This is a genomic window from Bariatricus sp. SGI.019 (assembly GCF_050315235.1).
In the GTDB taxonomy this organism is placed as follows: Bacteria; Bacillota; Clostridia; order Lachnospirales; family Lachnospiraceae; genus JAFBIX01.
Genome location: NZ_JBNPOQ010000003.1, coordinates 89,558 through 111,204 on the forward strand (window position 1 = coordinate 89,558; position 21,647 = coordinate 111,204).

General features: G+C 41.5%; 20 protein-coding genes. 19 read left to right on the top strand and 1 reads right to left on the bottom strand.

Annotation, left to right across the window (positions count from 1 at the left end):
* Window positions 1-81: 81 nt before the first annotated feature.
* From pth to ACQRD1_RS02850, 3 genes are read left to right on the top strand one after another with little or no spacing between them, the layout of a single operon-like run.
* Window positions 82-666 (top strand): aminoacyl-tRNA hydrolase, encoded by a 585-nt coding sequence (gene pth / locus ACQRD1_RS02840; RefSeq protein ID WP_427761012.1) that lies wholly within the window; start codon window positions 82-84, stop codon window positions 664-666.
* Between the two features lie 2 nt (window positions 667-668).
* Window positions 669-4,013, top strand: a complete 3,345-nt coding sequence (mfd, locus tag ACQRD1_RS02845; protein WP_427786893.1) for a transcription-repair coupling factor — start codon at window positions 669-671, stop codon at window positions 4,011-4,013.
* A 51-nt stretch (window positions 4,014-4,064) separates the two neighbouring features.
* The gene (locus ACQRD1_RS02850; RefSeq protein WP_347376015.1) at window positions 4,065-5,144 is read left to right on the top strand and encodes a peptidyl-prolyl cis-trans isomerase; all 1,080 of its coding nucleotides are present in this window, start codon (window positions 4,065-4,067) and stop codon (window positions 5,142-5,144) included.
* 64 nt (window positions 5,145-5,208) lie between these two features.
* Here the strand turns inward: ACQRD1_RS02850 and ACQRD1_RS02855 are convergent, their stop codons facing one another.
* Entirely contained in the window at window positions 5,209-5,655 is a 447-nt protein-coding gene (locus tag ACQRD1_RS02855) for a GatB/YqeY domain-containing protein (RefSeq protein ID WP_427786894.1), read from the bottom strand.
* 281 nt (window positions 5,656-5,936) lie between these two features.
* On the opposite strand from ACQRD1_RS02855, the gene ACQRD1_RS02860 reads away from it, so the two are divergent.
* The 16 genes from ACQRD1_RS02860 to ACQRD1_RS02935 all read left to right on the top strand — a co-directional run bounded on the left by ACQRD1_RS02860 (window position 5,937) and on the right by ACQRD1_RS02935 (window position 21,644).
* Complete coding sequence (locus ACQRD1_RS02860; RefSeq protein WP_235232018.1) at window positions 5,937-6,890, top strand: L-lactate dehydrogenase; 954 nt, start codon at window positions 5,937-5,939, stop codon at window positions 6,888-6,890.
* Between the two features lie 179 nt (window positions 6,891-7,069).
* A complete protein-coding gene (locus ACQRD1_RS02865) occupies window positions 7,070-7,276 on the top strand; it encodes a helix-turn-helix transcriptional regulator (RefSeq protein WP_235232111.1) in 207 nt (68 codons plus the stop codon).
* A 1-nt stretch (window position 7,277) separates the two neighbouring features.
* Complete coding sequence (locus ACQRD1_RS02870; RefSeq protein ID WP_235232019.1) at window positions 7,278-8,045, top strand: DUF3169 family protein; 768 nt, start codon at window positions 7,278-7,280, stop codon at window positions 8,043-8,045.
* 98 nt (window positions 8,046-8,143) lie between these two features.
* The gene (locus ACQRD1_RS02875; RefSeq protein WP_427743600.1) at window positions 8,144-8,599 is read left to right on the top strand and encodes an NfeD family protein; all 456 of its coding nucleotides are present in this window, start codon (window positions 8,144-8,146) and stop codon (window positions 8,597-8,599) included.
* A 3-nt stretch (window positions 8,600-8,602) separates the two neighbouring features.
* Window positions 8,603-9,532 carry an SPFH domain-containing protein gene (locus tag ACQRD1_RS02880; protein WP_235232021.1) on the top strand — a complete coding sequence of 310 codons (930 nt, stop codon included), beginning with the start codon at window positions 8,603-8,605 and terminating at the stop codon, window positions 9,530-9,532.
* 44 nt (window positions 9,533-9,576) lie between these two features.
* Window positions 9,577-10,299: a LytR/AlgR family response regulator transcription factor gene (locus ACQRD1_RS02885; protein WP_235232022.1), complete on the top strand. Its 723-nt coding sequence runs from the start codon at window positions 9,577-9,579 to the stop codon at window positions 10,297-10,299.
* A complete protein-coding gene (locus ACQRD1_RS02890; protein WP_427786895.1) occupies window positions 10,292-11,143 on the top strand; it encodes a sensor histidine kinase in 852 nt (283 codons plus the stop codon). The genes ACQRD1_RS02885 and ACQRD1_RS02890 overlap by 8 nt, the downstream gene beginning before the upstream one ends.
* 76 nt (window positions 11,144-11,219) lie before the next feature.
* Window positions 11,220-11,768, top strand: coding sequence for a stage V sporulation protein T (spoVT, locus tag ACQRD1_RS02895; RefSeq protein WP_235232024.1), 549 nt, complete (start codon window positions 11,220-11,222; stop codon window positions 11,766-11,768).
* 53 nt (window positions 11,769-11,821) lie between these two features.
* Window positions 11,822-12,196 (top strand): TIGR04086 family membrane protein, encoded by a 375-nt coding sequence (locus ACQRD1_RS02900; protein ID WP_235232025.1) that lies wholly within the window; start codon window positions 11,822-11,824, stop codon window positions 12,194-12,196.
* 102 nt (window positions 12,197-12,298) lie between these two features.
* Complete coding sequence (gene scfA, locus ACQRD1_RS02905) at window positions 12,299-12,442, top strand: six-cysteine ranthipeptide SCIFF (RefSeq protein ID WP_235232026.1); 144 nt, start codon at window positions 12,299-12,301, stop codon at window positions 12,440-12,442.
* 87 nt (window positions 12,443-12,529) lie between these two features.
* Entirely contained in the window at window positions 12,530-13,924 is a 1,395-nt protein-coding gene (scfB, locus tag ACQRD1_RS02910; RefSeq protein WP_427786896.1) for a thioether cross-link-forming SCIFF peptide maturase, read from the top strand.
* Between the two features lie 38 nt (window positions 13,925-13,962).
* Window positions 13,963-16,134, top strand: coding sequence for a protein translocase subunit SecD (gene secD / locus ACQRD1_RS02915; RefSeq protein ID WP_427786897.1), 2,172 nt, complete (start codon window positions 13,963-13,965; stop codon window positions 16,132-16,134).
* 99 nt (window positions 16,135-16,233) lie between these two features.
* Window positions 16,234-18,024: a single-stranded-DNA-specific exonuclease RecJ gene (recJ, locus tag ACQRD1_RS02920; RefSeq protein WP_347376022.1), complete on the top strand. Its 1,791-nt coding sequence runs from the start codon at window positions 16,234-16,236 to the stop codon at window positions 18,022-18,024.
* Window positions 18,025-18,107: 83 nt separating this feature from the next.
* Window positions 18,108-18,632 (top strand): adenine phosphoribosyltransferase, encoded by a 525-nt coding sequence (locus ACQRD1_RS02925; protein WP_235232030.1) that lies wholly within the window; start codon window positions 18,108-18,110, stop codon window positions 18,630-18,632.
* Between the two features lie 38 nt (window positions 18,633-18,670).
* Window positions 18,671-21,016 carry a RelA/SpoT family protein gene (locus tag ACQRD1_RS02930; protein WP_235232031.1) on the top strand — a complete coding sequence of 782 codons (2,346 nt, stop codon included), beginning with the start codon at window positions 18,671-18,673 and terminating at the stop codon, window positions 21,014-21,016.
* A gap of 7 nt (window positions 21,017-21,023) precedes the next feature.
* Complete coding sequence (locus ACQRD1_RS02935) at window positions 21,024-21,644, top strand: MBL fold metallo-hydrolase (protein WP_347376023.1); 621 nt, start codon at window positions 21,024-21,026, stop codon at window positions 21,642-21,644.
* Window positions 21,645-21,647: the final 3 nt, after the last annotated feature.

Sequence of the window (21,647 nt, forward strand, 5' to 3'; positions counted from 1 at the left end):
GGCTTCTTGTATAATAAAAAACTACGATTTCTATTAAAATTCTATAAATAAAATTCTATAAAATTACGAGGTGACAAACAGATGTATATTATTGCAGGACTTGGAAATCCCACATTACAGTATGAAGGAACACGACATAATGTCGGGTTTGATGTCATAGATACATTGGCGGATAAATATAATATATCGGTAGATGCGAGAAAGAGCCGTGCTTTCATTGGAAAAGGAATGATTGAAGGGCAGAAGGTTATTCTGGTCAAGCCTCAGACTTATATGAACCTAAGTGGGGAGAGTATACGGGGGCTCGTGGATTATTATAAGATTGATGTGGAACATGAACTGCTGGTAATCTATGATGACATCAGTCTGGATGTCGGTCAGCTGAGAATTCGTAAAAAAGGAAGCGCCGGAGGACATAACGGAATTAAAAATATTATTGCGAATCTGGGTACACAGAATTTTCCGAGAATTAAAGTGGGGGTTGGTGAGAAACCGAAGAAATATGATCTTGCAGATTATGTGCTCAGTCATTTTTCAAAAGCAGAGCGTGAGCTGATGGAAGAAGGATACCAGAAAGCAGTAAAGGCGGTGGAGATGCTCCTTGACGGAGAGATGGAAGCTGCTATGAATGAATATAACAGAAAAGTAAAGCCTAAGGAGGCATAGATATGCAAGCCTTAATCAGGCCATTGAATGAATTAGCAGAGTTTGAAGAGATTAGTAAAAAAAGGATGAAAGCACCGGGAATGATACGAGTATGTGGCTGTGTCAATTCTCAGAAATCCCATATGATGTATGCGCTGAGCGATGGCTGTCATTACAAAGTCATCGCTTGTTCCAGTGAATCTAAGGCGAAGCAAGTCTATGAGGAATATCGGTTCATGGATGCAGAGACTTATCTGTATCCGGCGAAAGATCTGTTGTTTTATCAGGCAGATATTCGAAGCAAGGAGTTGATCAGACAGAGAATGGAGGTGCTTCAGGCGATCGTTGCGGGAGGACCGATGACTGTTGTGACCAGTTTCGATGCTTTTATGGATTCCTTGCTCCCAAAAGAGGTTATTAGAGAGAGGATGCTCCATATTTCCAATGACAGTGTGATTGACCTGGAAGAAATGCAGAAGAAGCTTGTAGCACTTGGATATGATCGGGAAATTCAGATTGAAGGGCCAGGGCAGTTTGCAGTTCGGGGAGGAATTCTGGACGTCTATCCATTGACTGAGGAGCTTCCGGTTCGTATTGAATTGTGGGGAGATGAAGTGGACTCGATTCGTACATTTGATGTAGAGAGCCAGAGATCCATTGAGAATTTGACAGAAGTAACCATCTGCCCTGCATTGGAATTTCCACAGGAGGGGGAAAAAGGAGTATCTTTTTTAGATTATTTTCCGACAGATCAGACGATTCTTTTCTTAAACGAACCCGTCCGCCTTCTGGAAAAAGGACAAGGTGTAGAAGAAGAATTTATGGAGGCACAGAAAAACAGGCTGGAAAGCGGATATCAGCTGGAAGAAGGAGAAGTCAAGCTGTATCAGACGGAAGCAGTTCTGAAGAAAATGAACGGTTACAGCAGCATCGGTTTTTTTTCGTTAGATATGCGTTGCAAAGGTTTGGAAGTTCGGGCATCTTACAGTCTTCAGACTAAGAGTGTGAATCCCTATAATAGTAGTTTTGATGCGCTGACACAGGATCTGAAGCGATTGAAGCGAAATGGATATAGAGTCATTCTGTTGTCGGGTTCCAGAACCCGGGCAAAGAGGTTGGCAGAAGATCTGAGAGATTATAATCTTAGTAGTTATTACAGCGAAGAGATGAATCGGGAAGTCATGCCGGGGGAGATTATGACGGCATATGGATATGTAGCAGAAGGTTATGAATATCCACTCCTTAAGTTTACTGTCATCTCAGAGACGGATATATTTGGTAAGACTAGAAAAAAGAAGAAGAGAAAGGTCTACGAAGGCCGTAAGATTCAGAGCTTTGCGGAATTAAAACCGGGAGACTATGTGGTACATGAGAACCATGGACTGGGAATCTATCAGGGAATTGAGAAGATTGAAGTAGACAAGATCTCAAAAGATTATATGAAGATTTCTTATGCGCAAGGTGGGAATCTCTATATTCCGGCAACTCAATTGGATCTTATTCAGAAGTATGCCAGTGCGGATGCAAAGAAACCAAGACTGAACCGTCTGGGAACCCAGGATTGGAATAAGACGAAGACGAGAGTACGGGGAGCGGTAAAAGAAATTGCAAAGGATCTGGTTGAACTCTATGCAGCCAGACAGAATCAGGACGGTTATGTGTATGGGGAAGATACCGTCTGGCAGAGGGAATTTGAAGAAATGTTTCCATTTGAGGAAACAGAAGACCAGTTACTGGCGATTGAAGCTGTAAAACGAGATATGCAGAGTCATAAGATTATGGACCGTCTGATTTGCGGGGATGTAGGGTATGGTAAGACAGAGATTGCGATCCGTGCTGCATTTAAAGCGGTTCAGGAGAATAAGCAAGTAGTCTATCTGGTACCAACTACAATATTGGCACAGCAGCATTATAATACATTTACACAGCGAATGAAGAATTTCCCGGTCAGAGTAGATTTGATGTGCAGATTTCGCACTCCTGCTCAGCAGAAAAAGACGATTGAGGACACGAAGAAAGGACTGGTAGATATCATTGTCGGTACTCATCGGGTATTGGGAGATGACTTGAAATTCAAAGACTTGGGTCTTCTGATCATTGATGAAGAGCAGCGCTTTGGTGTACAGCATAAAGAGAAGATTAAAAAATTAAAAGAGAATATAGATGTACTGACGTTGACAGCAACGCCAATCCCCAGAACACTTCATATGAGCCTGATAGGAATTCGTGATATGAGTGTGTTGGAAGAAGCCCCGAACGATCGTATGCCGATTCAGACTTATGTAATGGAATATAATGATGAGATGGTAAGAGAAGCTATTGAAAGGGAATGTTCCAGACAAGGGCAGGTCTACTATGTGTATAACCGGGTCGAGGATATTGCGGAAGTTGCAGCCAGAATTCAGAAGCTTGTGCCAGATGTTACGGTGGAATATGCACATGGACAGATGCGGGAACATCAGCTGGAGAAGATTATGTATGAGTTTATCAATGGAGAGATTGATGTGCTGGTATCGACGACAATCATCGAGACAGGTCTGGATATTTCCAATGTTAATACGATGATTATTCATGACGCAGATCGCCTGGGATTGTCACAACTGTACCAGCTTCGCGGAAGAGTCGGACGTTCGAATCGAATGGCTTATGCATTCCTCCTGTATCGTAAGGATAAGTTGCTGAAAGAAGTGGCGGAAAAGAGATTATCTGCAATTCGGGAATTTACCGATCTGGGATCAGGATTTAAAATTGCAATGCGAGATCTGGAGATTCGAGGAGCAGGGAATCTTCTTGGCGCAGAGCAGCACGGTCATATGGAAGCAGTAGGATATGATCTGTATTGTAAGATGTTAAATGAGGCTGTGAAACATCTGAAAGGTGAGATGGATGAAGATACCTTTGTGACAACGATGGATCTGAATGTGGATGCTTATATTCCGGATTCATATATTCCGAATGAGTACCAGAAGCTAGATATTTATAAGCGGATAGCGGCCATAGAAAACGAGGAAGAAAAAGAAGACATGATGGAAGAGTTGATAGATCGTTTTGGAGATATTCCGAAGAAAGTGGAAAAATTATTGGATGTGGCAAGTTTAAAAGCAATGGCGCACAATGTATATGTCACCGCTGTAGAGCAAAAGGGAGAGATCTATACATTTACCATGTATGAAAAAGCAAAAATTCAGACCCAGAAGATTCCGGAATTCCTGGAAAAATTCAAAGGAGAGCTGATCATAAAAGCTGATGCGGTCAATCCTTGCTTTATCTATGAGAAAAAGAAGCGCAATAAAAAAGAAAAAGCGCCAGATGCACTATCGGTTGTGAAAAAAGTGTTAATTGAAATGAAAGCATTGATTGAAACGTAAAAAAAGGATATAATAAATGAGTTAATGGTACTAAGGAGGGTATATACAGATATGAAAAGAAGAATATTGATGCTTGCAATGGCGGGGGTGTTGGCGTTGACATCTCTTACCGGATGCAGCTCATTCAATGATGATGATGTGGTTGTCACCGTGAACGATACAGAGATTACGGCAGATGTTGCTAATTTTTATGCGAGATACATGCAGGCTCAGTATGAGACTTATTATTCAGCTTATCTGGGAGACGATATGTGGAGTTCAGAAGCAGAAGAAGGTAAGACGTACGAAGAATCTGTCAAGGACAGTGTCTTGGAAGAACTGGAAAAGATGGTTCTTCTTGAAGAACATATGGAAGAATATGATGTGTCTCTTTCTGATGAAGAGAAGCAAGTGATTGAAGATGCAGCCAAGGAATTTGATGAGGCAAATGCATTGGAGGACAAGGAGAAGGTATCTGGTACAGAGAAGGCTGTAAAGCGTGTGATGACGCTTTTGGCTATTCAGCAGAAGATGTCAGATGCGATTCAGGCAACTGCAGATACAGAGGTTTCAGATGAAGAAGCAGCACAGAAGAGCATGCAATATGTATACTTCTCTTATACTACCACGGCAGAAGATGGAACCACTCAGGATATGACGGATGATGAAAAGGCAGATGTAAAGGCGCAGGCAGAAGGTTTTGCAGAAGGGGCTGCAGCGGCAGAAGATTTCAATGTATATGCCCAGGAACAGGGACTTGAGACATCTACGGCGACTTTTGATAAAGACAGTACATCACCTTCCGCAGATCTGGTTGCAGCAGCGGATGCTTTGAATGAAGGAGAGATAACAGGGGTTATAGATACGGATAGCGGATGTTATGTTGCAAAAGTGACCAGTCTTTTTGATCAGGATGCAACGAATAGTAAGAAGCAGGAAATCATCAGCCAGAGACAGCAGGAGAAATATACAGAGACCTGTGATGGGTGGATGGATGATGCAGATATTAATGTCGATAAAAAGGTATGGAAGAAGATTGATTTTAATGATTTGAGTGTTACGATTAAGGAAGAATCCGAAGAACCATATGCAGATTCTATTCAGACAGATGATGTTGATGAGTCAGAAGATTCCGGCACAGAAGCAGAATAAAAAGAAGAACAAAAAAACCGATCTGAAATTGTGATTTCAAGATCGGTTTTTTATTGCCATCAGCTTAGCTCATAAAAGAAGATACAATCTCATTGACCAGCTTGCCGTCGGCTTTGCCTTTTACCTTTGGCATTAGATTTTTCATGATCTTTCCTTTGTCTTTTGCAGTCGGAGCATCCAGACCCATCTCGGCAAGAACGGAAGCGACGATCTCCTTGATCTCGGCTTCATCCATCATCTTAGGGGCATAATGTTCTAATACAGCCAGACGTTTGGTGCATTCATCAATAATCTCTGTGCGGTCGGAAGGAGTCATTTCCAGAGTCTCTTTGGTCTGCTTGATCTCTTTCATGATAACCTGTGTCTCTTCTTCGGGAGTCAGATCAGCGCGTTTGTCAATTGCTTTATTCTTAAGAGCAGCCAACAGCATGGACAGCGTTTCCTTGGTTTCTTTGTCACCGGCCTTCATGGCTTTGACCATATCGGCACGAACTTCTTCGATTTTACTCATGTTTTCATTCCTCCTATCATTGTCTGCAATTATTATACAGAATTCTATTATAAATATCCAGCCTTTTCCATACTTAATTCAGAACCGTCTGGAATGGAATTGGATATTGACAGTGATGGCCGAAAAGACTATCATGAATTTAAGTAAAGGCAAAGGAGTCTCAATGAGAGCACTTTGCTTTTTTTGTGCCTGTGTATTGAAGAAGCTGTCAGTGGACAGATTCTGGTGGTATTTTTGGGACACAAATGGAAACGATATTATATGAAATGGGGGTTTTTTAAATGACAACAAACAAAAGTAAAGTGGTAATAGTAGGGACTGGTCTGGTCGGCTCGTCCACGGCGTTCAGTCTTTTGACGCAGGGTGTCTGCGATGAGATTATGATGGTGGACATTAATAAGGAAAAGGCTCTTGGAGAGGTACTGGATCTAAAAGATTGTGTGGAATATCTGAACCGGAATACCAAAGTGTATGTAGGTGATTATAAAGATTGCAAAGATGCGGATATTATTGTGATTACGGCAGGTGCGCCGCCAAGACAGGGGCAGACAAGGCTGGATACGTTGGAAGCGTCGGCGAAGATTACAAAGTCTATCGTAAGTCCGATTATGGAAAGTGGATTTGACGGGATCTTCCTGATCATCTCTAATCCGGTAGATATCATAGCACATTATGTACAGCGTCTGTCAGGTCTTCCAAAGAATCAAGTCATTGGAACAGGAACAGCATTGGATTCTTCGAGGCTTAAGAACTTTATCGGAGAGCTGATTCATGTAGATCCAAGAAGTGTCCATGCATTTTCGATGGGAGAGCATGGAGATTCACAGATGGTACCGTGGTCAGCTGTTATGGTCGCAGGGAAACCATTCTATGATATTATCCGTGATAATCCAGATCTGGTTGGTGATGTGGATCTGGACAATCTGGTAGTTAAGACTGCACAGGAAGGCTGGGAGATCCTGAACAGAAAAGGAACAACTTATTATGGAGTGGCAACTACCGCAGTTGGAGTGATCAAGGCAATCTTACACGATGAGAACAGAATTATTCCGGTCTCAACATTACTGGAAGGAGAATATGGAGAAAAAGATGTCTATTGTGGAGTGCCGGTTGTCCTGAATCGCACAGGGGCTTCGGATGTGCTGGAAATCCACATGAGCAGTCAGGAATTGACTCGGTTTAAAGAGTCGGCAAAAATTATCCGGGAGTATACGGACAAGATTATGGAATACTAGAGTATAATGAGAGATAGAAGGTCGAATCAGTGATAAACTGACTCGGCCTTTTTTAAATTCAGCAAAATTCAGTTATTTCTTGTTGACAAGTATAGTTGTCATATGCTATGCTCTTTGTGACAAGGATAATTGTCAAAATGACAAAGAAAGCTTTCAATATAATGCATGGAGGTGATTATGTGCCTTTATATAATCGTTTAAAAGAATACAGGGCCAGAATTGGTGTGAACCAGCAGGAGATGGGACGCCTGTCTGGAGTTTCCAGACAGACTATCAGCCAGATCGAACGAGGGGATTATTCTCCATCAGTGACGCTGGCATTAAAGATTGCAAAGGTATTTGAAGTACAGGTAGAAGATATTTTCTGGTATGAGGAGGAAGATTAAGATGATGAGTAGAAAAGAAGAGATCAGTCAGGAGAATAGAAGAGCGAGAAAGTGGTTTATTCCGATTGTTATTGTCAGCGGGGTGGTGGGCGCCATACTCGGGATATTGATGGTTTTCCTGGGGACAACAGGAATTCAACGGGCAGCTGGGGCAATGACGCAGAAGGTAACGATGTTGGCACCGTATTTTCTGGCGGCGGAGGCTGTGATATTCAATATCTTGGCGTTTGCCATGTATCGAAAGAGCCGTGTGTTGCTTCGAGAATGGGATGGAGAAGAGGAGGAGATTCCGAATCAGATAGATATTAAGCTGAATTATGCATTGTGGGCACTCAGCCTGAATCAGGTCATCAGCTTTCTTTTGTTTGCTTTGGGAGTGGATCTGAGACCGGAAGATATGACAGGGGTACGGAATGAATTAATACTGGCGGTTGTATTCATGGCAAATGTATTCATAAGTATATGGATACAACAGAAAGTGGTGGATCTGTCTAAAGAGATGAATCCGGAGAAAAAGGGAAGTGTTTATGATATCCGTTTTCAGAGTAAATGGATGGACAGCTGCGATGAGGCGGAGAAGATGCAGGTATATCAGGCGGCATATTCAGCATTTAAAGTGACCAATATTGCATTTATGATTGTGTGGCTGTTTGCATTTCTGGCAATTGAATTTGCAGGAACGGGTGTCTTTGCCTGTGTGCTGATCTCAATCTTATGGGGAATTCATGTGAGTGTGTATTGTTTTAAGACGATTCAGCTCTCTAAGTAATCATTCAGACATGAAATCACTTCATTCACGCAGGAACTATTGCTGAGACTGCTGCATTTTGGTAGGATGTAGTCAACAAGAAAGGAAGTGAGGAGTATATGTTCATACAGGACAATTATGTTACGATTGCCTGGCTGGGACTTCTGATTCTTTTGCTGATTGTTGAGATCATCACAGTGGGACTGACCAGTATCTGGGCGGCTGGAGGTGCATTGGTTGCACTTATATTCAGTATTCTTGGTATTTCCCTGATGTGGCAGATCGTAATATTCTTCGTGGTAACCTTTGTACTGTTATATTTTACAAGGCCGTTTGCAATGAAGTTTATCAACACGCAGCATGAGAAGACGAATTATGAAGGAATCATTGGTAAGACGATCCGGATTACGGAGAGAGTAGATAATCTCCATCAGACCGGAAAGGCAACGGTGAATGGACAGGAGTGGACGGTTCGTGCGGATGATGATGCACAGATTCTGGAGCCGGAGACGCTGGCAAAAGTGATCAATATTTCAGGAGTAAAATTAATTGTAAAAAAGTATGAGGAGGAATAGAATATGTTGACTTTGGGGTTTATTGCGGTAGTAGTTATTATTTTAGTTTTTTTGATTTTGCTGATTTCCTGTATCAAGATTGTGCCGCAGGCAAGAGCGGTGGTAGTGGAACGTCTGGGAGCTTATCAGGCAACGTGGAGTACAGGCCTTCACTTTAAAGTTCCGATCATTGACCGGGTGGCAAGAAAGGTAGATCTGAAGGAGCAGGTTGTTGATTTTGCTCCGCAGCCAGTGATTACAAAAGATAATGTAACAATGCGGATCGATACGGTCGTATTCTATCAGATTACAGATCCGAAGATGTTCTGCTATGGAGTGGCGAATCCGATTATGGCGATCGAGAATCTGACGGCAACTACGTTGCGTAATATTATTGGGGATCTGGAGCTGGATCAGACGCTGACCTCAAGAGAGACGATCAATACGAAGATGAGGGCATCTCTTGATGAAGCGACAGATCCGTGGGGAATCAAGGTGAACCGCGTAGAATTGAAGAATATCATTCCTCCGGCAGCAATTCAGGATGCGATGGAGAAGCAGATGAAAGCAGAACGTGAACGACGGGAGGCAATCCTTCGTGCTGAAGGTGAGAAGAAGTCTACGATTCTGGTAGCAGAAGGACATAAGGAATCTGCAATTCTGGATGCAGAGGCAGAGAAGCAGGCTGCTATCTTACGTGCGGAAGCACAGAAGGAAGCCATGATTCGTCAGGCAGAAGGTGAGGCAGAAGCAATCCTGAAAGTGCAGCAGGCTAATGCAGATGGTATTCGTTTCCTGAAGGAAGCAGGAGCAGATGAAGCGGTTCTTACGATGAAGAGTCTGGAAGCTTTTGAAAAGGCTGCAGATGGAAAATCAACAAAGATCATTATTCCGTCTGAGATTCAAAGTCTTGCGGGACTGGCGAAAAGTGCCAAAGAGATTATAGCAGAATAAAGCAGAATATATACAGATATGGAAAAGAGAGAGGAGGCAGTGCAATGACGCATGTATTAATTCTGGAAGATGACAAGGCTTCACTGGAAGCTTTGAAAAGGATTCTTACAGAGTACTCGGAAGATCTTTGTGTACATACTGCCTCCTCTTATCGGGAAGCGAAAAAACTGTTAGATATGGATTGGACATATAGGTTGTTTTTGTTGGATGTGAATCTAAATGGCAATGCTCATGAAGATATCGGCGGTATCCTCTTTGCCAGGGAATTGCGAGAGCAGTTCCGTTATACCTTTACCCCGGTTGTGATGGTCACAGCAATAGGAGCCATGGAGATGCAGGCTTATCGGGAATTACATTGTTATCAGTACATTATGAAGCCGTTTCGGCCGGAACAGGTCAAAGAAGTGGTTCAAAAGGTGCTGGAAAGAGAGAAGCATGAGGAGCGTCCGATGGTTGTCGTGAAAAAAGACGGCATCAATTATCAGGTCCTATGCGAAGATATCTGTTATATAGAAGCGATTCCAAGGGGAATCTGTCTTCACATGAAGAATGAGAACTGGAATGTACCATATGTTACTTTAAAACAAATCTTACAAAAAGTTCCGGCGGATATGTTTCTGCAATGTCATCGGATGTTTGCAGTGAATCGAAGAAAGGTGGAGTATTTTGACACGGTCAATCGAATTGTCAAGATAAAAGACTGCGAAGATATCGTGGAGATAGGAGTGACGTATAAGTCGGAGATTGGGAGGCTGATCAGTGGTTGATTGGATAAAAAAGTTTTTATATAGGATTTTTTGTGTGCTTGCATTGTTGGTGTCCGTATATCTGGTGGTAGATTTTTTAATCAGTGGAACCTTTGACTACCGAATCTTTATTATGTTTCTTCTGATGGTTGTGATTGTGTTCTGGGGAATTGCTGACTGGCGTAAGAATTATATTCTTATGCAGAAGAAGGAGACAGAGCTTAAGCTGTATCAACATTATGTACAGCCTCTGGAGGAACTGGTGAAAGAGATCCGGGCAAAGCAGCATGAATTTGATAATCATCTGAATGCGATATTAAATATGCATCTGACAGTCGATAATTATGAAGAACTGGTAGAACGTCAGTCGGAATATATTATAGAAGTGATTAAGGATGATGACAGCCGACAGTATCTTCCACTTTTAAGAATCAGTGATAAAGTGCTTGCGGGATTTTTGTACAGCAAGATTGTTCGGTCTCCTTCTTTTGTAAAGACGGAAGTAGAAGTCAAGAGCCTGGAGATTATTTCAGGGATTTCAGAGCATCATTTGATTGAAATAGTAGGCACATTAGTAGACAATGCTTATGAAGCCTGCACAGAAGAATTGAATCAGGTTATGATGGAACTGGATTCCGAAGATGACCGGCTGGTTTTTATTATCAAAAATCAGATTAATGATATCAGGATGAAGAATATCGACCGCTTTTTTGAGAAAGGTTATTCAACCAAAAGTGGTGATAGAAGGCATGGACTGGGATTATATAATGCCAAGATGCTCATTAAAAAATATCAAGGAGATATTTTTGTAAGTACGGAGAATATCAATGAAAAGAGATATATCTGTATGAGAGTGGTTGTATAAACGTAGTATAAAATTCTTCCATTTACAGATACTAATTCTGGAAATCGTCAGTACAGTAAATGGAGGAATTTATTATATGAAAGCTACAGGAATCGTACGAAGAATCGATGACCTTGGAAGAGTGGTCATTCCCAAAGAAATACGAAGAACTTTAAGAATCCGTGAAGGAGATCCGCTGGAGATTTTTACGGATCGAGAGGGTGAGATTATTCTGAAAAAATATTCTCCGATAGGTGAGTTGTCTACATTTGCCAGACAGTATGCGGAGAGTCTGGCGCAGACGGTGGGATGTCTGGTCTGTGTCTGTGATATGGATCAGATTATTGCAGCATCCGGTGCCGGCAAGAAAGAATTACAGGATAAATATATCAGCCACCAGCTGGAGAAGCAATTAAGTGCGAGAACACAATTGACAGCAACAGCTGGAGATAAAAAATATATTCCCATTACAGATAACCCTGAGGAAGAATTCATCTATGAAATTATCAGTCCGATTATCTGTGAAGGAGATATTATTGGAGGAGTGATTCTTCTGTCAAAAGATGTGAAGAAGAAGCTGCAGGAGTTAGAGCAGAAGCTGGCATCCTGTGCAGCTGGTTTTTTGGGAAGTCAGATGGAACAATAGAGGAATAAACGTAAGCTTTCCATCATACCTTGTGTTAGACAAGGAGGGATGGAATGGAGAGACAGTTTCAAAAAGATTCTAAAGTTATGTGGGTGCTGAAGTCACTGCTGGCTTCATACGTTATTACAGGTATACTTCTTGTATTGCTTGCAGCGGCACTTTATAAGTTCGAATTAAATGAGAAGATGGTATCAGCAGCTATTATAGCAATTTATATTGTGGCGACTTTGATCGGAGGAATCATGATTGGAAAGTATGCCAAGACAAGAAGATTTGTGTGGGGCTTGGGACTGGGAATTGGATATTTTGCACTTCTTCTGTTGATTACATTAGGTGTGTATCATAGCTTGAATGGGAATGGCGATAACCTGATTACTACATTTATCTTATGCGCTGGTGGCGGAATGGTTGGAGGCATGATATCGTAATAACGAAATTAAAGCCTTAACAGTCAGATAAAATGATTGCGAAAATAAAGATGAAATGCTATAATAATATAAGTTAAGCAAAGTTTAAGGAGGAATGTAAACATGAAACATGTAAAGACATTAAATAAACAGACTATGAACAATAACATGAAGAAGAGCGGATGTGGTGAATGCCAGACATCTTGCCAGTCAGCATGTAAGACTTCCTGTACCGTAGGAAATCAGACTTGCGAACAGAAAAAATAATTTTGAAGTATATGGAATACTCGAGACAGCGGTCTACAGGGTCGCTGTTTTTCGTTGTATACAAAAAAGTGAAAGGGGTATACAGCCTTGATTCATCAGTATAAGAATAATGGCTATAATATCGTGATGGATGTCTACAGTGGCGCAGTTCATGTAGTAGATGATCTATGTTATGATGTGATCGCAGAATTAAACGAAATCAATAAAGATCATACAGTAGAGACGTTAAAAGAAGATTCTGTTTTGTCCATGCTGCATCAAAAGCTTGGGGACAAATATGAAGAAAAAGAGATTGGTGATGCACTGGAAGATGTCATTGAATTGACGGAAGCGGGACAGCTATTTGTAAAAGACACCTATGAATGTATGATTGAGGAAGTCAAGAAGCGGAAAACGGTCGTAAAAGCACTTTGTCTTCACATTGCACATGACTGTAATCTGGCCTGCAAGTATTGCTTCGCAGAAGAAGGAGAGTATCATGGCAGGCGTGCTCTGATGTCCTATGAAGTCGGGAAAAAGGCATTAGACTTTTTGATCGCCAATTCAGGTAACCGACACAATCTGGAAGTAGATTTCTTCGGTGGAGAACCACTTATGAACTGGCAGGTGGTCAAAGATCTGGTTGCCTATGGAAGAGAGCAGGAGAAGATTCATAACAAGCATTTCCGTTTTACATTGACTACGAATGGTGTATTACTGAATGACGAAGTACAGGACTTTGTAAATAAAGAGATGGATAATGTGGTCTTAAGTCTGGATGGAAGAAAAGAGATCAATGATCAGATGCGTCCGTTCCGCAACGGAACCGGAAGCTATGATCTTATTGTTCCGAAGTTTCAAAAGCTGGCAGAAAGCAGGAATCAGGAAAAATATTACATACGAGGAACATTTACCCGGAATAATCTGGACTTCTCCAATGATATTCTCCATTTTGCAGATCTTGGATTTAAGCAGATGTCTATTGAACCTGTTGTCGGAGAGGAAAGTGATCCTTATGCAATCCGCGAAGAGGATGTTCCGATTATTAAAGAAGAATATGATAAACTTGCAAAGATCATGATTGAACGTGAAAAGGAAGGAAAAGGTTTTAATTTCTTTCATTTTATGATAGACTTAGACGGTGGACCATGTGTGGCAAAGAGACTGTCAGGATGTGGTTCGGGAACGGAATATCTTGCCGTTACTCCGTGGGGAGATCTGTATCCTTGCCATCAATTTGTAGGACAGGAAGAGTTCTTGATGGGAAATGTGGATGATGGCATTGTCAGGCCGGAAATTGCAGATGATTTTCGTAGTTGTAACGTATATTCCAAAGATAAGTGCAGAGATTGTTTCGCAAAATTCTATTGCAGCGGTGGCTGTATGGCGAATTCTTATAATTTCCACGGTACGATCCACGATACATATGATATCGGGTGCGAGATGCAGCGGAAACGTGTAGAATGCGCGATTATGATAAAAGCAGCGTTGGCAGAAGAATAGTAGAAATCAAGGCAGAAGAAGCAGAAAGGAAGTAAATCATGAAGAAGAACAAAGGCATACTGAGCCTGATTCTGACCGCTGTATTGGTCGTATTGCTTGGATTCACAGTGCTGGTTGGTCTCGGAGAGACCGGAACGGGTGCAATGAAGAATATTAAGCTTGGTCTGGATCTTAAAGGTGGTGTCAGCATTACTTATCAGGTAAAAGATGACAATCCGACAGAAGAAGAGATGAGTGATACCATCTATAAACTTCAAAAACGTGTAGAGCAGTATAGTACAGAGGTAAGCGTATATCAGGAAGGTGATGACAGAATTAATGTCGAGATTCCTGGAGTTACAGACGCCAACGCGATTCTGGATGAGCTGGGAAAACCGGGGGCACTGGAATTTCAGACACAGGATGGAGAGACGGTTATTACAGGTTCTGATGTAAAGACAGCGTCTGCGCAGTCAGGACAGGATGATATGGGGAATAAAGAGTACTCTGTAGAACTGGATCTGACAGATGAAGGTGCAGAAAAGTTTGCGGAAGCTACGGAGGCAAATGTTGGAAAGCAGATTTCCATCATTTATGATGGTGAAGTTATCAGCAGCCCGAGAGTCAATGAAGCAATCACTGGAGGACAGGCATATATCACAGGAAACTTCACATACGAAGAGGCAGATAATCTTGCTTCTACGATTCGTATCGGTGGACTGAAGCTGGAACTGGAAGAATTACGTTCCAACGTAGTCGGAGCGCAGTTAGGAGAACAGGCAATCAGCACAAGCTTGAAGGCAGGAGCGATTGGTCTGGCAATTGTATTCATATTCATGATCTTTGTATATTATCTTCCAGGTTTTGCTGCTGGTCTGGCACTGATCATTTATACAGAACTTGTATTACTTATATTAAATGCATTTAACATTACGTTGACTTTACCAGGTATTGCAGGTATCATCCTTGGTATTGGTATGGCTGTGGATGCAAATGTTATTATATTTGCCCGTGTGCGTGAGGAGATGACACGCGGAAAGAGTGTGAAGAATTCTCTGAAGACCGGATTCCAGAAAGCGATGTCTGCAATTGTGGATGGTAACGTGACTACATTGATTGCAGCAGCGGTTCTGTGGTTAAAAGGTTCTGGTACAGTAAAAGGATTTGCACAGACTCTGGCGATCGGTATTATTGTATCTATGTTCACTGCATTAGTGATTACAAGAATGATCGTATATGCATTCTATGCTGTTGGACTTCGCAATGAAAAATTGTATTATCGTCCGAAGAAAGAAAGAACGCCAATCAATTTCCTGGGTAAGAAGAAAGTGTTCTTTGTAATCTCTTTGGTACTGATCATTGGTGGATTTGCAGTCATGGGTGTTAATTCATCCAGAGGAAATGGAGCATTTGCATATAGTCTGGAATTCGAAGGTGGTACTTCTACGAATGTAACATTTAACGAAGATTATTCGATTGAAGAGATTGATGAGAAGATCGTTCCAATTGTAGAAGAGGTTACTGGAGATCACAATGTACAGACTCAGAAGGTAGCCGGTACTAATCAGGTTGTGATCAAGACCGTGACTTTGGAATTGGATCAGCGTGAAGCTTTGAATCAGGCAATGGTAGATAATTTCCAGGTTGATGAGTCGAAGATCTCTGCTGAGAATATTAGTTCTACTGTAAGTAATGAGATGCGTCAGGATGCGATCATAGCAGTAATCGTTGCTACGATCTGTATGCTTCTGTATATCTGGTTCAGATTTAAGGATATTCGATTTGCGGCCAGTGCAATTTTTGCATTGCTTCATGACGTTTTGATTGTTCTTGGATTCTATGCAGTGGCAAGAATCTCTGTAGGTAATACATTTATTGCATGTATGCTGACGATCGTAGGTTACTCTATCAATGCAACAATCGTTATATTCGACCGTATTCGTGAGGAACTTCATTATCAGTCCAAGACGACAGAGCTTTCAGAAGTTGTTAATAAGAGTATTACCCAGACACTTACAAGAAGTATTTATACTTCTTTGACAACTTTCGTAATGGTAGCGATTCTGTTTGTTATGGGAGTAAGTTCTATTCGTGAGTTTGCAGCACCGCTGATGGTTGGTATTATCTGTGGAGCATATTCTTCTGTATGTATTACAGGAGCACTCTGGTATGTAATGAGAACGAAGTTGGGCAAAAAACAGACTTCCAAGAATAGCAATAAGAAAAAATAGTATGAGATGATGAAGCAGCCATTGTTATCTGATTTGTAGAATCAGAGATGACATGGCTGCTTTTTTCTATAAGAAGTTTTATTTGGAGTGGGATGAAAGATGGAAAGATGGGTACTTTTGAGAAAAGGTGCAGATTTTGAAGCAATTGGAAAAAAATACCATATTAGTCCAAGGCTTGCCTGTCTGATCCGGAACAGAGATATTATAGGTGAAGAAGAAATCCATCAATATCTTAATGGAACGATTACGGATCTGTATGACGGTATGCTGATGAAAGATATGGATAAAGCTTTGGATATCCTGAGAGAAAAGATTGCAGGACAACAGAAGCTTCGCGTCATAGGAGATTATGATATTGATGGAATCAATGCTTCTTATATTCTGTTGGAAGGTCTGGAGCGTCTGGGGGCGGATGTGGATTGCGATATTCCAAATCGAATAACAGACGGGTATGGGCTGAATATTGATCTGATCGAACGTGCGTATGATGATGGGATAGATACCATCGTTACCTGTGATAACGGAATTGCGGCAGCGGATGAAATCGCATATGGGAAGCAGTTGGGAATGACCATTATAGTGACGGATCACCATGAGGTGCCATATTGTGAGGATGATGGAAAGAAAACGTATCGTCTTCCGTTGGCAGATGCGGTCATTGATCCCAAGCAACCGGGCTGTGAATATCCTTTTAAGGGCTTGTGTGGAGCGGCGATTGCTTACAAGCTTGTGGAGGCGCTTTGCGAATCTATGGGAAGAGATGTAGATGATCTGGATGATCTGATTGAAAATGCTGCTATTGCAACAGTAGGTGATGTTATGGATCTGGAAGGAGAAAATCGTATTCTGGTAAAAGAAGGGCTGCAAATGTTGGGAAGAACTCGTAACCAGGGACTGCGCTCTTTGATGGAGTGTACTGGTGTTCAAAAAGATCAGATTCGGGCTTATCATATTGGATTTGTTCTGGGGCCATGCCTGAATGCAAGCGGCAGGCTAGATACGGCAAAGCGGGCGTTAAAACTCTTGCGTGCAAAAGATAAAAAAGAAGCGGACATACTGGCAGGAGAATTAAAAGCATTGAATGACAGCCGAAAAGATCTGACGGATGCGGCGGTAAAGCAGGCGATAGAGCTGGTAGAGACAACGGCTGTGGGACAGGATAAAGTTCTAGTCATCTATCTGCCGGGATGCCATGAAAGTATTGCTGGAATTGTGGCTGGACGTATTCGTGAGATTTACTATAAACCAGTGTTTGTATTGACTGATGCGGAAGAAGGAATCAAAGGTTCGGGAAGATCGATCGAAGCTTATTCTATGTATGAGGAGTTAAGTAAATGTCAGAAGCTGCTGACCAGATATGGAGGACATAAACTGGCAGCAGGTCTGTCATTGGAAAAAGAAAATATTGAAAGATTACGGTATATGTTAAATGCTAACTGTACACTTCAAGAAGAGGATCTGGCAGAAAAAGTAGTGATTGACATGGAGATGCCGTTTTCCTGTGTGACAGAAGAGCTAGTCCAGGAACTGTCATTGTTGGAACCATTTGGAAAAGGGAATACAAAACCAGTATTTGCGGCAAAGAGTGTAGAAATTCTAAGTGGGAAAATTCTTGGAAAAAATAAAAATGTACTAAAACTTCAGGTACAAGATTCTGCCGGTACTCAAATAGAAGCTATGTATTTTCAGAATATAGATCAGTTCTTATCAGAACTTGAGGAAAACTATGGTGTTTTTGAAGTTGAGTCGATGTTGGCTGGCAAAAAGAATCATATCATTCTGATGCTTACCTATTATCCTGGAATGAATGAATATATGGGGAAGAAGACACCTCAGATTGTTATTACGCATTTTCGTTGTCAAATAACATTGAAAAACCCTAAGAAATAGCAGGAAAACAGCAGATTTATTTGAAAATCGCATAAACTAATGCTATACTTAGGATTGTATTTTAATAGAATGGAGAGATTGTTATGAAACCGATTGAAGAGTACGTAAGAAGTATTCCGGATTTTCCAGAACCGGGAATTATATTTAGAGATGTGACCAGTGTGCTTCAGGATGCTGACGGGCTTCATCTTGCGATAGATCTTATGCAGGAGAAGTTGAAGGATGTAGAGTTTGACGTGATTGTTGGGCCTGAATCCAGAGGATTTATTTTCGGAGTGCCGATTGCATATAATCTGCATAAACCATTTATTCCGATTCGAAAAAAGGGAAAACTTCCATGTGAGACGGTTTCAATCAGATATGACCTGGAATATGGCACGGCGGAACTTGAGATGCATCGCGATGCAATCAAGCCAGGACAGAAAGTAGTCATCATTGATGATTTGATTGCGACAGGCGGTACCAATGAGGCTATGGTAAAGTTGGTGGAAGGTCTTGGCGGAGAAGTTGTCAAAACGGTATTTTTGATGGAATTAAAGGGTCTAAAAGGCCGGGAAAGATTAAAAGGATATGATGTTGAATCTGTAATTGCATATCCAGGAAAATAATACGAACGAAAAATATAAGACAGGAAGGAGGCGTTAATATGTCAAAGACAACAACCTATGAGGCTATCGATGGTCGAATCGCGACAGAATCTGTTATGGGGGATAATGCGAAAGGGCTTGAGATTGTTGATGGTCATGCGGTAAAAGCACCAGGCGATTACGAAGATCCGGATCGTTTGTATGACATGTTAATTGCCCGTATCCGTAAGTATCACCCGTCAACAGATGTCTCAATGATTGAGAAGGCTTACCGTCTGGCATCTAAGGCACATGGCAGTCAGCGACGTAAGTCGGGAGAACCTTATATCGTACATCCACTTTGGGTCGCTATTATTCTGGCAGATCTGGAGATGGATAAAGAGACGATTGCATCAGGAATGCTTCATGATGTGGTGGAAGATACGGATGTTAGTGAAGAAGATATCAGAAGAGAATTCGGAGATGAAGTAGCGCTTTTGGTGGATGGTGTCACAAAGTTAGGACGTTTGTCTTATTCTTCTGATAAACTGGATGTACAAGCTGAAAATCTGCGCAAGATGTTCCTTGCTATGGCAAAGGATATTCGTGTCATTATTATTAAACTGGCCGACCGTCTTCATAATATGCGGACATTGCAATTCATGAAGCCTGAAAAGCAGAAAGAGAAAGCCAAAGAGACGATGGATATCTATGCGCCTATTGCCCAGCGTCTTGGTATATCTAAGATAAAGACAGAATTGGATGATCTGGCACTGAAATATTCCCAACCAGAGGTGTTTTTTGATCTCGTAAAGCAGATTAATGCCAGAAAGACAGAACGAGAAGAGTTCGTTCAGCAGATTGTTGATGAAGTATCTGAACATATGAAGAATGCTAATATTAAGGCGGAAGTAAATGGCAGGGTAAAGCATTTCTTCAGCATCTATAAAAAAATGGTGAATCAGGATAAAACGGTGGATCAGATCTATGATCTGTTCGCAGTCCGTATTATTGTTGAGTCTGTAAAGGATTGTTATGCAGCCCTGGGTGTGATCCATGAGATGTATACGCCGATTCCAGGACGTTTTAAAGACTACATTGCGATGCCTAAGCCGAATATGTATCAGTCTTTGCATACAACACTAATGAGTTCGGTCGGTCAGCCTTTTGAGATTCAGATTCGTACGGAAGAAATGCATAAGACCGCGGAATATGGTATTGCGGCCCACTGGAAATATAAGGAATCTAATGATGGTAAGAAGAGTGTTGAGGCGCAGGAAGAAGAAAAACTAAGTTGGCTCAGACAGATTCTGGAATGGCAGCGCGATATGTCGGATAACCGGGAATTCATGAATCTGATCAAAGGTGACCTGGATCTGTTTGCAGAAGATGTCTATTGTTTCACTCCACAGGGAGATGTGAAGAACTTGCCGAATGGATCTACACCGATTGATTTCGCATACGCGATTCATAGTGCTGTCGGCAATAAGATGGTTGGCGCCAGAGTGAACGGTAAGCTTGTAAATATTGATTACAAGATACAGAACGGAGACAGAATAGAGATACTGACTTCTCAGAATTCTAAAGGACCAAGCCGTGACTGGCTGAATGTTGTTAAGAGTACACAAGCAAAAAATAAAATTAATCAATGGTTCAAAAAGGAATTCAAAGAAAGTAATATTATAAAGGGAAAAGAAATGATTGCGGCCTACTGTAAGGCGAAAACAATCAATCCAAGCAATATTCTCAATCCAAGATATCAAGAGATTGTGCAGAAAAAATATGGTTTTAAGGATTGGGACTCTGTTTTGGCAGCAATTGGTCATGGGGGGTTAAAAGAAGGTCAGGTCGTTAATCGACTGGTAGAAGAATACAGTAAAGAGCATAAGCAAGAGCTCACGGATGAGGTTGTTATGGAAAAAGTTGCTGAGGCAGCAAAAAATAAGGTTCATATTGCCAAGTCTAAGAGCGGAATTGTCGTCAAAGGAATTGATGATGTGGCTGTGCGTTTCTCCAGATGCTGTAATCCGGTGCCGGGAGATGAAATCGTAGGATTTGTCACACGAGGAAGAGGACTTTCCATTCATCGAACAGATTGTGTCAATATGATTCATCTGACAGAAGCAGAGCGTGCCAGATTGATTGATGCAGAATGGGAAAGTGATGTAGCAGAGAAAGATGGAGGACAGTATCTGGCAGATATCAAGATGTATGCCCGTGACAGACAAGGACTGTTGATGGAGATGTCCAAAATCTTTACAGAGAATAATGTAGATGTGAAGTCCTTGAATGTACGGACCAGTAAGCAGGGAACTGCAACGATTGAAACCGGCTTTATCGTGCACAGCAGAGAAGAATTGGAAAGAGTCGTGAAGAAACTCCGTCAGATAGAAGGAATTATTGATATTGAAAGGGCGACAGGTTAATCATAAGATGAAAGTTGAGAGATTTGTTACAGGAATTATTAGCACTAATTGTTATTTGGCAATCAATGAAGAGACACGACAGGCAGTTGTAATTGATCCGGCTGCCAGTCCGTCCTATCTGATGAAACATATCAGATCAGAAGGGCTTAAGATTGAAGCGATTCTTTTGACTCATGGACATTTTGACCATATGATGGGAATTGATGGATTCCTGGCCGAATATGATGTTCCAGTGTATGTTCATGAAGACGATGAGGATGTGATGAATCAGCCAGAGTTGAATCTGTCATCCACCTATACATCCGGTTACACATTTTCTGGAGCACATTATATGAAAGATAATCAGGTGCTTACGTATGCGGGATATGATTTTCAGGTGATTCATACTCCGGGGCATACCAGAGGTGGATGTTGTTATTATGTGGAATCAGAAGGCGTATTGTTCAGTGGAGATACGTTGTTCCAGAATTCAGTGGGACGTACAGATTTTCAGAATAGCAGTACTTCGGATCTGATTCGATCTATTCGCGAAAAGTTGATGCTCCTTCCAGATGATACACATGTATATCCGGGACATATGGGAGAGACAACGATTGGTCATGAAAGAAAATATAATCCATATATATAGATT